Annotated in this window: 13 protein-coding genes and 1 other annotated feature; all 13 genes read left to right on the plus strand. The window is 45.5% G+C overall.

What is annotated here, in order from left to right; all coding sequences use genetic code 11:
* The first annotated feature begins 122 nt into the window (after window positions 1–122).
* The 13 genes from VP98_RS16655 to rlmB all read left to right on the plus strand — a co-directional run bounded on the left by VP98_RS16655 (window position 123) and on the right by rlmB (window position 13456).
* The gene (locus tag VP98_RS16655) at window positions 123–584 is read left to right on the plus strand and encodes a CtsR family transcriptional regulator (RefSeq protein ID WP_046176522.1); all 462 of its coding nucleotides are present in this window, start codon (window positions 123–125) and stop codon (window positions 582–584) included.
* A gap of 5 nt (window positions 585–589) precedes the next feature.
* Complete coding sequence (locus VP98_RS16660) at window positions 590–1132, plus strand: UvrB/UvrC motif-containing protein (RefSeq protein ID WP_407919232.1); 543 nt, start codon at window positions 590–592, stop codon at window positions 1130–1132.
* Entirely contained in the window at window positions 1132–2187 is a 1056-nt protein-coding gene (locus VP98_RS16665) for a protein arginine kinase (protein WP_046176524.1), read from the plus strand. Before VP98_RS16660 ends, VP98_RS16665 begins: the two co-directional genes overlap by 1 nt.
* Before the next feature lie 18 nt (window positions 2188–2205).
* Window positions 2206–4644: an ATP-dependent protease ATP-binding subunit ClpC gene (gene clpC, locus VP98_RS16670; protein WP_046176525.1), complete on the plus strand. Its 2439-nt coding sequence runs from the start codon at window positions 2206–2208 to the stop codon at window positions 4642–4644.
* A gap of 65 nt (window positions 4645–4709) precedes the next feature.
* The gene (gene radA / locus VP98_RS16675; RefSeq protein WP_046176578.1) at window positions 4710–6080 is read left to right on the plus strand and encodes a DNA repair protein RadA; all 1371 of its coding nucleotides are present in this window, start codon (window positions 4710–4712) and stop codon (window positions 6078–6080) included.
* A gap of 91 nt (window positions 6081–6171) precedes the next feature.
* Window positions 6172–7254 carry a PIN/TRAM domain-containing protein gene (locus VP98_RS16680; RefSeq protein WP_046176526.1) on the plus strand — a complete coding sequence of 361 codons (1083 nt, stop codon included), beginning with the start codon at window positions 6172–6174 and terminating at the stop codon, window positions 7252–7254.
* Between the two features lie 24 nt (window positions 7255–7278).
* The gene (gene ispD, locus VP98_RS16685; protein ID WP_046176527.1) at window positions 7279–7968 is read left to right on the plus strand and encodes a 2-C-methyl-D-erythritol 4-phosphate cytidylyltransferase; all 690 of its coding nucleotides are present in this window, start codon (window positions 7279–7281) and stop codon (window positions 7966–7968) included.
* 11 nt (window positions 7969–7979) lie between these two features.
* Entirely contained in the window at window positions 7980–8462 is a 483-nt protein-coding gene (ispF, locus tag VP98_RS16690; protein WP_046176528.1) for a 2-C-methyl-D-erythritol 2,4-cyclodiphosphate synthase, read from the plus strand.
* A gap of 20 nt (window positions 8463–8482) precedes the next feature.
* On the plus strand, window positions 8483–9943 hold the full coding sequence (gltX, locus tag VP98_RS16695; protein ID WP_046176529.1) for a glutamate--tRNA ligase: 1461 nt from the start codon (window positions 8483–8485) through the stop codon (window positions 9941–9943).
* Between the two features lie 32 nt (window positions 9944–9975).
* Window positions 9976–10198 (plus strand) — a binding site (T-box leader).
* 55 nt (window positions 10199–10253) lie between these two features.
* Window positions 10254–10910 (plus strand): serine O-acetyltransferase, encoded by a 657-nt coding sequence (cysE, locus tag VP98_RS16700; protein WP_046176530.1) that lies wholly within the window; start codon window positions 10254–10256, stop codon window positions 10908–10910.
* Window positions 10900–12297, plus strand: a complete 1398-nt coding sequence (gene cysS, locus VP98_RS16705) for a cysteine--tRNA ligase (RefSeq protein ID WP_046176531.1) — start codon at window positions 10900–10902, stop codon at window positions 12295–12297. Before cysE ends, cysS begins: the two co-directional genes overlap by 11 nt.
* A complete protein-coding gene (locus tag VP98_RS16710; protein WP_269431512.1) occupies window positions 12297–12710 on the plus strand; it encodes a Mini-ribonuclease 3 in 414 nt (137 codons plus the stop codon). The genes cysS and VP98_RS16710 overlap by 1 nt, the downstream gene beginning before the upstream one ends.
* Window positions 12707–13456, plus strand: a complete 750-nt coding sequence (gene rlmB, locus VP98_RS16715; protein WP_046176533.1) for a 23S rRNA (guanosine(2251)-2'-O)-methyltransferase RlmB — start codon at window positions 12707–12709, stop codon at window positions 13454–13456. Before VP98_RS16710 ends, rlmB begins: the two co-directional genes overlap by 4 nt.
* Window position 13457 lies beyond the last annotated feature (1 nt).

Here is a 13457-nt window from a genome sequence, read left to right on the forward strand (position 1 = left end):
AAAGACAACTTGAGAAATCAAGTTGTCTTTTTTTGTTTTTAAAGGGCAAAATAATTGCCATAGACACATTATTTCCTTTATAATTATCGTCAAATATAGTCAAGGTCAAGGTGGGGAGATCGATGAGAAACGTTTCTGATATTATTGAACAGTATTTGAAACAAGTACTCGAGCATAGTGGAAGCGAAATTGTTGAAATCAAACGAAGCGAAATTGCTGATAAATTTCAATGCGTTCCTTCCCAAATTAACTATGTCATAAATACTCGCTTTACCGCTGAACGTGGGTACCTTGTTGAAAGCAAAAGAGGCGGCGGCGGTTATATTCGAATTATTAAAGTGACTATTCATGAGCAAAGTGATCTGCTTGATCAGCTGCATTCGCTTGTAGGAATGAGACTTTCACAGGCAAGTGCAGAAAATTTTGTTTATCGCCTTCTTGAAGAAAAGGTTATTTCTGCCCGCGAAGCGAAATTAATGTTAGGGGCAATGGAACGCTCTGTCATTAACACCGAATTGCCCCAGCGGGATGAATTAAGAGCCAGAATAATGAAGTCTTTTTTACTCTCACTTAAATATGTGTAAGGCAGGTGGACAGGTTGATATGTCAAGAGTGCCATGAGCGGCCGGCAGTCCTTCACTTTACAAAAACAGTGAATGGCAAAATGACAGAAGTTTACTTATGTGAACATTGTGCAAATGAAAAAGGGGAGCACTTATTCAGTGGACACCCAGCTTTTTCTTTAAACAACTTATTGGGTGGGTTATTTAACCCGGACCCCCAGTTTTCTGCAAATCCTTCATTTCATGAACAAGAAGTGCACTGCGAGAACTGCCATATGACGTTTAAGCAATTTTTACAAAGCAGCAAATTTGGCTGTGCTCACTGCTATGAAACCTTTGAGTCAAAATTAACACCTCTTTTAAAACGGCTTCATGGTGGCAATACTATTCATCATGGAAAAATTCCTGCACGTATGGGCGGCCAGCTTCATTTGCAAAAAGAGCTGCAGCAATTACGTGAAAAGCTTCAGGAAATGGTAACAAGCGAGCAGTTCGAGCAGGCAGCAAATATTCGCGACCAGATACGTGCCCTGGAAAAGAAACTACTGAATGAAGGAGGCGTTCAGTAATGTCTCTTGAGCGATTTATAAACCAACAAACAAGTGCATGGATGAGCGGCACCGGGCCCGATTCGGATGTTGTGCTTAGTACTCGAATAAGGCTGGCTCGTAACCTGGAAAATGTATTGTTTTCCACCATTCTTTCTTTAGAAAAAGCGAAAGACGTGGTCACCCAGGTACACGAAGCTGTTTCTGATCAATTAGCTCTTGAGCTTTTAAAAATGGAAGACTTATCACCGCTTCAAAAAAGAGTACTTGTAGAAAAGCATTTAATCAGCCCTTTTCTGTCGGAAACCTCTTTGTATGGAGCAGCGCTTATTTCAGACAAGGAAGACGTGAGTGTTATGGTGAATGAGGAAGATCACCTGCGCATTCAGTGTCTTGCCTCCGGTCTCCAACTAAAGGAGACACTGGACAAAGCCAATCAAATTGATGATGTAATTGAAGAAAAAGTACAATACGCGTTTGATGAAAAGATAGGCTACTTAACCGCCTGCCCAACAAATGTAGGAACCGGGCTGCGTGCCTCCGTTATGATTCATTTACCGGGCCTTGTATTAACGCGCCAGATGAATCGGATTATTCCGGCTATTAATCAATTGGGCCTGGTCGTGAGAGGGATTTATGGAGAAGGCAGCGAAGCATTAGGCAACATCTTTCAAATTTCAAATCAGCTGACGCTTGGCAAGTCAGAGGAAGATATTATTAACGACCTTGACAGTGTCGTTCATGAATTAATGGCACGTGAGCAATCGGCGCGCGATGCATTGAAGCAGACATCTCCTATCCAGCTCGAAGACCGTATTTTCCGGTCCTTTGGAACGTTATCAAACAGCCGAGTAATTGAAACAAGCGAAGCATTTCAATGTTTGTCGGATGTTAGATTAGGGATTGATTTAGGGTATATTACTCATATATCCAAAAGTATCTTAAATGAGTTAATGGTTTTAACACAGCCGGGCTTTCTTCAGCAGTATGCTGGAGGACCACTTCGGGCAGAAGATCGGGATATTCGCCGGGCGGCATTAATTCGTGAAAGACTTGAACTTGATGAAACGAATTGAGATAAGGGGGAAATGGATATGATGTTTGGACGTTTTACAGAAAGAGCTCAAAAAGTTTTAGCTCTGGCGCAGGAAGAAGCAATTCGTCTTGGCCATAACAACATTGGAACGGAGCATATCTTGCTTGGCCTTGTTCGAGAGGGAGAAGGAATCGCCGCTAAAGCGCTTTATGGTTTAGGTCTTAGCGCAGAAAAAATCCAGGAAGAAGTAGAAGAGTTAATTGGAAAAGGCGACGGTGCTTCTAAAACAGTTCACTACACACCGCGTGCGAAAAAAGTAATTGAGCTTTCAATGGATGAAGCCCGGAAACTGGGCCATTCTTATGTAGGGACGGAGCATATCTTACTCGGCCTCATTCGTGAAGGAGAAGGAGTAGCGGCCCGAGTGCTTGGCAATCTGGGGGTCAGCTTGAACAAAGCACGCCAGCAAGTGCTTCAGCTGCTCGGAAGCAGCGAATCGGGTGGAGGCCAGGGAGGCCAGGCCTCAAACGTCAGCACGCCAACACTTGACGGTCTTGCCCGTGATTTAACGGTAATTGCTCGTGAAGGAAGCCTTGATCCGGTTATAGGCCGCAGCAAGGAAATCCAGCGGGTAATTGAAGTATTAAGCCGGCGTACTAAAAATAATCCTGTGTTAATTGGAGAGCCGGGCGTCGGAAAAACAGCTATTGCAGAAGGCCTTGCCCAGCAAATTATCAATAACGAAGTACCGGAGACGCTTCGTAATAAACGCGTTATGACACTGGATATGGGTACGGTTGTAGCCGGAACAAAATACCGTGGTGAGTTTGAGGACCGTTTGAAAAAAGTAATGGATGAAATTCGCCAGGCAGGCAATATTATTTTGTTTATTGACGAGCTGCATACCCTCATTGGTGCCGGCGGGGCAGAAGGAGCTATTGATGCTTCAAATATTTTAAAACCATCGCTTGCCCGCGGTGAGCTGCAATGTATTGGAGCTACCACGCTTGATGAGTACCGGAAATATATCGAGAAAGACGCTGCGCTCGAGCGCCGGTTCCAGCCGATTCAAGTGGATGAACCAACGCTTGATGAATCTATTCAAATCTTGAAAGGGCTCCGCGATCGTTACGAAGCTCACCATCGGGTGGCCATTCTGGATGAGGCGATCGAAGCAGCTGTTAAAATGTCTGACCGTTACATCTCTGACCGGTTCCTGCCAGATAAAGCGATCGACTTAATCGATGAAGCCGGCTCAAAAGTTCGCCTGCGTTCTTTCACAACGCCGCCAAATTTAAAAGAGCTTGAAGTGAAGCTTGAAGCGCTAAAACATGAAAAGGATTCAGCTGTTCAAAGCCAGGAGTTTGAAAAAGCGGCTTCCTTGCGTGATGCAGAGCAAAAGCTTCGTGAAGAGCTTGAGCAAACGAAAAACAGCTGGAAAGAAAAGCAGGGAACGGAAAACAGTGAAGTCACTATGGAAGACATTGCAATGGTTGTCTCCAGCTGGACGGGAATCCCAGTATCGAAGCTGGCTCAAACGGAAACAGACCGCCTGCTCAACCTGGAAGAAATTTTGCATTCCCGCTTAATTGGCCAGGAAGAAGCTGTTACATCGATTTCAAAAGCAGTCCGTCGTGCACGTGCCGGCTTAAAAGATCCAAAACGGCCGATTGGTTCATTTATTTTCCTGGGCCCAACAGGTGTGGGGAAAACAGAGCTTGCCAAAGCGCTGGCTGAATCAATGTTTGGTGATGAGGATGCAATGATCCGCATTGATATGTCTGAATACATGGAAAAGCATTCTACATCTCGTTTGGTCGGCTCACCTCCGGGTTATGTAGGTTATGAAGAAGGCGGCCAGTTAACGGAAAAAATCCGCCGTAAGCCGTATTCAGTTGTGCTGCTTGATGAAATTGAAAAAGCGCATCCTGATGTGTTTAATATTCTGCTCCAGGTACTCGAAGACGGCCGTTTAACTGATTCTAAAGGACGTACAGTAGATTTCCGCAATACGGTTCTGATTATGACATCAAATGTTGGTGCACAGGCACTGCAAAAAAATAAATATGTTGGCTTTAATATTCAAGATGGAGCACAGGATCATAAAGATATGAAAGGAAAGGTGATGGAGGAATTAAAGCGTGCATTCCGTCCGGAGTTCTTAAACCGTATCGATGAAATTATTGTGTTCCATGCTCTTGAAAAGAAACATCTAAAAGAAATCGTTACGCTTATGGCAGATCAGCTTACGACACGCTTGAAAGAGCAGGACATTAATGTCGAACTGACTGATAAAGCGAAAGAGAAAATTGCGGACGAAGGATACGATCCGGAATACGGAGCGCGTCCACTGCGCCGGGCGCTTCAAAAGCAGGTAGAAGACCGCTTATCAGAAGAACTGCTTAAAGGTAACGTACTAACCGGGCAGCAGGTTGTAGTCGATGTGGATGAAAAAGGTGAGTTTATCGTTCGCACGGCAGCTGGATCGGCTTCGTAACGTTAGACAAATGATTCAGCGGGTCTATCATGGACCCGCTGTTTTTTATGGGAAGGAGCAGGAATTTGGCTAAAACAAAAACAAAATTCGTCTGCAGCTCTTGCGGGTATGAATCGCCAAAGTGGATGGGGAAATGTCCGGGCTGCGGGCAGTGGAATCAGATGGTAGAAGAAACAGAAATCACAGGAAAGCCAAAGAGAACGTTTATTCATTCAGACACTGTGATGTCTAAGCCTTCGCGGATCACTGATGTGGAAACATCACAGGAGCCGAGAGTGGAAACGGATTTGAGAGAATTAAATCGGGTATTGGGCGGCGGTGTAGTGCCCGGTTCACTTGTTTTAATCGGAGGAGACCCTGGAATCGGCAAGTCTACCTTGCTTTTGCAGGTGTCTTCCCAGCTTTCCTTAAAAGGAAGCAATGTATTGTATATATCAGGGGAAGAGTCAGTCAAGCAAACAAAAATGCGGGCATCGAGAATGGGTGTCAATGATAAAAGTTTATATATATATTCAGAGACAAATCTACAGCTGATACACTCGGCGATTGAAAATATGAAGCCAGAGTTTGTTATCATTGATTCGATCCAAACTGTCCACCATCCTGAAGTAACTTCTGCCCCGGGAAGTGTTTCTCAGGTGCGCGAGTGTACGGCCGAGCTGATGCGAATTGCAAAAATGAATAATATCGCAATTTTTATTGTTGGCCATGTTACAAAAGAAGGGGCTATTGCCGGCCCCCGTCTTCTTGAGCATATGGTGGACACTGTTCTTTATTTTGAAGGAGAACGCCACCACACGTACCGTATTTTGCGGGCGGTAAAAAACCGGTTCGGCTCCACCAATGAAATGGGTATTTTCGAAATGAAGGAGGCCGGATTAGAGGAAGTGGCGAACCCCTCTGAAATTTTCCTGGAAGAGCGAACAAAAGGAACATCGGGCTCGACCGTAGTAGCATCGATGGAAGGAACACGGCCGGTGCTGGTAGAAATACAGGCGCTTATCTCACCGACTGTTTTCGGAAATCCGCGGCGGATGGCAACGGGCATTGACCACAACCGGGTAACACTGATTATGGCTGTTCTGGAAAAGCGGGTAGGCCTTCTTCTGCAAAACCAGGATGCCTATTTAAAGGTAGCCGGCGGTGTGAAGCTTGATGAGCCTGCGATTGACCTGGCAATAGCGGTCAGTATTGCTTCCAGCTTTCGTGATGAGCCGACGGGGACATCTGATTGTTTAATTGGCGAGGTTGGACTGACAGGTGAAGTAAGGCGTGTATCACGCATTGAACAGCGAGTAAATGAAGCTGCCAAGCTCGGGTTTACACGCATCATTATTCCTTCTAATAATATCGGCGGCTGGACGGCTCCCGAAGGCGTAGAAATTGTTGGTGTTTCAACAGTGAATGAAGCGTTAAAGGCAGTGTTTGGAAAATAAGAAAATGAAACAAAATACATTCGAGTCTCGTATTATTAGCGCGAGACTCGAAACGTGTTTATAATGAAAAGAATAAGGAGGTGAAATCAACATGTTAAAGCGTCTTGTACAGGGTGGGTTCATTATTTTAGGCGGTACGCTTGGCGTATTTCTTCTTCCGGACTTATTCCTTTATCTTCATTTTGATCATCCATTTATTAATAACCCATATGTAACAGCGCTTTTAGGAGCACTTCTCTTTTACCTGCTGACCTTTTGGGCAGTAGATTACATTGTGGAATTTATTAAGTGGATTGAAGACCGCATCGTAAGTGCGCCGCTGACAGATATCGTTACAGGCGGGCTTGGGTTAGTAGTGGGTCTTCTTCTTGCTATACTAGTCGGCATACCGCTCTCACAGCTCCAGCTGCCGATCGTCAATACAGTCGTTCCTATTCTTTTGACAATCGGTCTTGGGTATCTCGGTTTTCAATTCGGTTTTAAACGGCGCGATGAGCTGGCGTCTTTGTTTTCATTCAGCAAAGCGTCAAAACGGAAAGAAGTGCAGGCGGACGAATTATCAATTGCACCTCCGGCCGGGTCGCTTAAAATACTGGATACAAGTGTTATTATCGATGGCCGGATTGCGGATATTTGTGAAACAGGCTTTTTAGATGGCACCATCCTTATTCCGCAATTTGTTCTGGAAGAATTACAGCATATCGCCGATTCTTCTGATACACTAAAGAGAACAAAAGGGCGCCGTGGTCTCGATATTTTAAATCGGCTGCAAAAAGAGGTTCCCATTAATGTGGAAATGACAGAAAAAGACTACGAAGATATTCATGAAGTAGATTCCAAGCTTGTCAAGCTGGCAAAAGAGATTGGCGGTATTGTTGTAACCAATGACTTTAACTTAAATAAAGTATGTGAATTTCAAAAAGTGCAGGTACTCAACATAAACGATCTCGCGAATGCGGTAAAACCTGTTGTTATTCCAGGAGAAGAAATGCATGTATTGGTTATTAAAGACGGGAAAGAACAGCGGCAGGGCATAGCTTATCTCGATGATGGAACAATGATCGTAGTAGAAGACGGCCGCGACTTTATCGGCAAACAAATTGACGTTATCGTAACAAGTGTTTTGCAAACATCTGCCGGCCGGATGATTTTTGCGAAACCGAAGCATGGATGATTAAGAAAGGATAGGTTTAAACGAATGGACTATTATGTCGTGATTCCGGCTGCTGGAAAAGGAAAGCGCATGAAGGCAGGAATGAACAAAGTGCTGCTTGAGCTTAAGGGGCGGCCGCTTATTATTCATACGCTCGCTGTGTTTGAAACGGATGCCTTCTGCAAGGGAATTATCCTGTCCGTTCATCCAGATGAACGGACGGAATTTAAGCAGCTTTTAACTGCCCATCAAATTACAAAGGTATCCTCGTTCGCTGATGGAGGAAAGGAGCGCCAGCACAGTGTTTACAGTGGCTTAAAAATGCTCCCGCCGGAATCAGACATCGTCCTCGTGCATGATGGGGCAAGACCCTTTGTGACAAAGGAAACCATTGCTATGCTTGTTGAAAGTGCTCAAAAAACGGGGGCAGCGATAGCGGCCGTTCCAGTAAAGGATACCATCAAAAAAGCGAAAAACAGCCTCGTGTCTGAGACGGTAGACCGTGAAAGCCTCTGGTCGGTTCAGACACCGCAGGCTTTTCAGAAGGAAGTTCTTCTTGCGGCGCAGCAAAAAGCGGAGCAGGAGCAGTTTTTAGGAACAGATGAAGCATCGCTGGTTGAACGAATTGGTTATCCCGTTCAAGTTGTGGAAAGTGATTATGATAACATTAAATTAACGACGCCGGAAGATTTGTACTTTGCCCGGGCGATTATCGCAAAAAGAAATGAAAGTTAGGTGTAGGAACGATGTTTCGAATTGGACAGGGATTTGATGTACATCAGTTGGCAGAAGGAAGACCGCTTATTATTGGCGGAATTACTATCCCGCACGAAAAAGGACTGCTTGGTCATTCGGATGCAGATGTGCTGCTTCATACTGTAGCGGATGCCTGCCTGGGAGCAATTGGGGAAGGAGATATTGGCCGGCATTTCCCAGATACAGATGAAGCCTTTAAAGATGCAGATTCAGCCAGGCTTCTAGAGCAGGTTTGGCAGCTTGTAAAGAATAAAGGCTATGAACTTGGCAATATTGATTGTACAATTATTGCGCAGCAGCCGAAAATGGCACCTTATATCGGCGCTATGCGGGAACGCATCGCCCAGCTGCTTGAAGCGAGCGTTGACCAGGTCAACGTAAAAGCTACGACTACTGAAAAGCTCGGATTCCCGGGACGAGGCGAAGGCATTGCATCACAGGCTGCCGTTTTATTAGTGGAAAAACAAAGGTAAACAGCATGGAGGAAGAAATTATGACAAATAACGTACGCGTTCGCTACGCGCCAAGCCCAACCGGCCACCTGCATATCGGAAATGCGCGGACGGCGCTTTTTAATTATTTATACGCCCGCAATCTTGGCGGCACATTCGTTATCCGCATTGAGGATACAGATCAGAAGCGGAATATCGAGGGCGGAGAACAAAGCCAGCTTAACTATCTGAAATGGCTCGGGGTAGATTGGGATGAAGGGCCGGATGTGGGCGGCGAATACGGCCCGTATCGACAGTCAGAGCGTAATCATTTGTATAAAAAGTATTACGATCAGCTTTTAAGCGAAGGAAAAGCATACAAATGTTATTGCACAGCAGAAGAGCTCGAAGCGGAGCGTGAAGCGCAGCAAGAACGAAATGAAATAGCCGGCTATTCAGGGAAGTGCCGCCATTTGACGGCTGACGATCAGGCAGCCCTGGAAGCAGAGGGACGCCGGCCAAGCCTTCGCTTTCTTGTCCCAACAGGCGAAACACTTGCGTTTAATGACATGGTAAAAGGAGAAGTCTCGTTTGATTCTGATGGCATTGGCGGCGATTTTGTCATTGTAAAGCAGGATGGAACACCAACCTATAATTTTGCGGTTGCAGTAGATGATCATTTAATGAAAATGACTCACGTTCTCCGTGGTGATGACCATATCTCAAATACGCCGAAACAGCTTTTAATTTACAAAGCACTTGGTTTCGAGCCTCCAGTCTTTGGCCACATGACGTTAATTGTGAATGAAAACCGTAAAAAGCTGAGCAAGCGTGATGAGTCCATTATTCAATTTATCGAACAATACAAAGAGCTCGGATACCTTCCGGAAGCATTGCTGAATTTCATTACCCTTCTTGGCTGGTCGCCAAAAGAAGAAGAAGAAATTTATACAAAGCAGCAGTTTATTGAACAGTTTGACGCGGACCGCCTGTCAAAATCACCTGCGTTTTTTGATAAGCAGAAGCTTCTTTGGATGAATAATCAGTACATGAAAGAGGAGTCTGTCGAGCGTGTAGCGGAGCTTGCCCGCCCGCATCTTGTAAAAGCGGGGCTGATCGAAGAAACACTTTCTCCGGATCAAGAAGAGTGGGTAACGAATTTAATTGCCCTGTACCAGGAAAAAATGAGCTATGGGGCAGAAATTGTCGAATTATCAGCTCTATTTTTCAAGGACGAGGTTTCTTATGAAGAAGAAGCCAAAGAAGTTCTGTCAGAAGAGCAGGTGCCTGAAGTACTCAATGTCTTTGCTGAAAAAGCGGCAGCTCTTGAACCGTTCCAGGCAGATGGTGTGAAAAAAGCGATGAAAGAAGTGCAAAAAGAAACAGGCCACAAGGGGAAAAAGCTGTTTATGCCAATTCGGGCTGCGGTTACCGGCCAAACGCATGGCCCGGACCTGCCGAAAGCAATTGAATTGCTTGGACGGGAAAAAGTGATCAAAAGACTAAAGGCCATTCTTGATTAAAAGGCTTTCGTGTATATAATAGAGTATATATACTAAAAACGTTGAAGAGGAAAAGTAAGCGGCAGATGCCTTTCAGAGAGAACCGCCATGGGCTGGGAGCGGTTCAGGCCCCTCTGTCCGCAGAAGTGCCCCTCTGAGTCTGCGGCTGAATAAAAGTAAGCGGCAGCGGGTACATCCCGTTATCAGTTAAAGTTGGGAAGACGGCATTGCCGTTTTTCAAACAGAGTGGAACCGCGTCTATAAAACGTCTCTGTCTTGCAGAGGCGTTTTTTTGTATGTCTGAAAAAGGTTTGAGAGGAGTGGCAAGGCAATGCTGCGTGTATTAAAACAAGATATTGACACAATCTTTGAACAAGATCCGGCGGCGAGAAGCTACCTGGAAGTTATTTTAACGTATTCAGGGCTGCATGCTATTTGGTCGCACCGGCTTGCACATGGCTTTTATAAACGGAAGTTTTATTTTATTGCCCGGGTTATTTCACAAATCAGCCGGTTTTTTACAGGCATTGAAATCCATCCTGGTGCCCGGATCGGACGAGGCCTTTTTATTGACCATGGCATGGGGGTTGTGATCGGGGAAACATGTGAAATTGGTGACAATGTAACACTTTATCAGGGTGTAACACTTGGAGGAACTGGCAAGGAAAAAGGAAAGCGGCACCCAACTATTCTGGATGGGGCCTTGATTGCAACAGGGGCAAAAGTGCTTGGCTCCATTACAGTCGGAGAATGCGCCCGTATTGGTGCCGGATCAGTCGTCTTAAAGGATGTGCCGCCAAATTCAACAGTCGTTGGTATTCCCGGCCGTATTGTGATACAAAATGGCAAAAAGGTACAGCCGGCTGTGAAAGATTTAAACCACAGTAATATGCCTGACCCTGTAGCCGACCGATTGAAAAGCCTGGAAGCAGAAATCGCTCAGTTAAAAGAGGAAATGAAGAAAGGGGACCGTACGAATGTCCGTTAAATTATACAATACACTGACGCGCAAGAAGGAAGAATTTGTCCCAATCGAAAAGGGAAAAGTAAAGATGTATGTATGCGGACCAACCGTTTACAATTATATCCACATCGGTAACGCACGGCCGGCAATCGTATTCGATACAGTGCGCAGACATCTTCAGTATCGCGGATACGATGTTACATATGTCTCGAATTTTACTGATGTTGATGACAAATTAATTCGGGCTGCAAATGAACTCGGAGAAGAAGTTCCGGCGATTGCTGAACGATTTATTAATGCCTATTTTGAGGACACTCATGCACTCGGCTGCCAGAAGGCGGATGTGCACCCGCGTGTAACAGAAAATATTGAGCTCATTATAGAATTTATTTCAGGCCTTGTCGATAAAGGATTTGCTTATGAGTCGGGCGGTGATGTGTATTACCGGACGCGGAAATTCAACGGCTACGGAAAGCTGTCCCATCAGTCTATTGATGAATTAAAAGTCGGTGCCCGCATTGGTGCCGGCGAAAAGAAAGATGATGCACTGGATTTTGTTTTGTGGAAAGCGGCAAAAGAAGGCGAAATTTCGTGGAACAGCCCGTGGGGAGAAGGCCGGCCGGGATGGCATATTGAGTGCTCCGCGATGGCGCGGAAATACCTTGGTGATTCAATCGATATTCATGCGGGCGGCCAGGATTTAACCTTCCCGCACCATGAAAATGAGATTGCCCAATCTGAAGCGTTAACCGGCAAGCCTTTTGCCCGCTACTGGCTGCATAATGGGTACATTAATATCGACAATGAAAAAATGTCAAAATCACTCGGTAATTTTGTGCTTGTCCATGACATCATTAAAGAGATTGACCCACAGGTTCTGCGTTTCTTTATGCTGTCTGTTCACTACCGCCACCCGGTTAACTACAGCAAGGAGCTGCTGGACAGCGCAGCCGCATCGCTTGACCGTCTAAAAACGTCGTATGAGAATTTAAAGCACAGAAAAGAATCAAGCACTAATTTAACAGGGCACGACAACCAGTGGCTTGAAAAAATAGCTGAACACCATGCCCGCTTTTTAAAGGAAATGGATGATGACTTTAATACAGCGAATGCTATTTCTGTATTGTTTGATTTATCGAAAGATGCCAATGTATATTTGCTTGAAGCTCATACCTCAGCCGCTGTAATTGATAAGTTTTTGTCGAAGTTTGAAGATATGTTTTTTGTGCTTGGCCTGGAAGTGAAGCAGGAAGAATTGCTTGATGAAGAAATTGAGGCATTAATTGAAGAGCGGAACGAAGCACGCGAAAACAAAGATTTCGCCCGTGCTGACAGTATTCGGGATCAGTTGAAAGAGTTAAACATTGTGCTTGAAGATACGGCACAGGGAGTTCGGTGGAGACGCGGATGATGAAGCAGCTGGCAGAGCCCTTAAAAGATGCAAAACAGCTGGGCGGGCTGGCGCTTGCTTATATGGGAGACGCCGTTTATGAAGTGTATATCCGTAAATTCCTGCTTCAATCCGGCCGTGTAAAGCCGAATGACCTTCATCGTGCTTCTACAAAGTTTGTTTCCGCAAAAGCACAGGCTGCCCAGCTTCACCGGCTGCGCGAAATCCATTTTTTAACTGAAGAAGAGCTAACCGTAGCCAAACGAGGACGCAATGCAAAATCGGGCCATGTTCCCAAAAACACGGATGTTCAAACTTATAACCACAGCACCGCATTTGAAGCAGTTATCGGTTTTTTGTTTTTAACGGGACAGCTTGATCGAATGGAAGCAATCATCTATGACATCTTAGAGAATGGAGGGGTAAGCGGATGACACAGGAACAGGAATGGATCGGAGGAAGAAACCCGGTTCTGGAAGCTTTGCGTGCTGGCCGTGATATCAATAAATTATGGGTGCAGGAAGGCGCGCAAAAAGGCTCAATTCAGCAAATTTTAGCGAAAGCGAAGGAACTTGGTGTTCCAGTACAGACAGTTCCCAAACGAAAAATTGAGCAAATGGTGCCTGAAAATCATCAAGGAGTGGCAGCTTCGATTGCGGCTTATCAGTATGCAGAAATAGAAGACTTGTTTTCAAAAGCGGAGGAAAGTGGAGAGCCGCCATTTTTTCTTTTGCTGGATGAACTTGAAGACCCGCATAATCTTGGCTCGATCATACGGACAGCCGATGCTGTCGGAGCACATGGCGTTATTATTCCGAAGCGCCGGTCAGTCAGCCTGACAGCAACAGCCGCTAAAGCCTCAACAGGGGCGATCGAATACATTCCGGTAGCACGGGTAACCAATTTAGCCCGCACGATAGAAGAATTAAAAGAGCGGGGCGTTTGGATTGCCGGAACGGATGCAACTGGCGCAGAAGACTACCGCCGCTTTGATGGGACAATGCCCGTCTGTCTGGTAATCGGAAGTGAAGGACGCGGAATCAGCCGCCTTGTAAAAGAAAAATGTGACTTTCTTATTCAACTGCCAATGGCTGGCCATGTAACGTCTTTAAATGCTTCTGTTGCGGCCTCGCTGCTTATGTATGAGGTATACCGGAAACGCCATCCGCTGGGGAACTAAA

This window comes from Domibacillus indicus (assembly GCF_000970685.1).
Classification (GTDB): Bacteria; Bacillota; Bacilli; order Bacillales; family Domibacillaceae; genus Domibacillus; species Domibacillus indicus.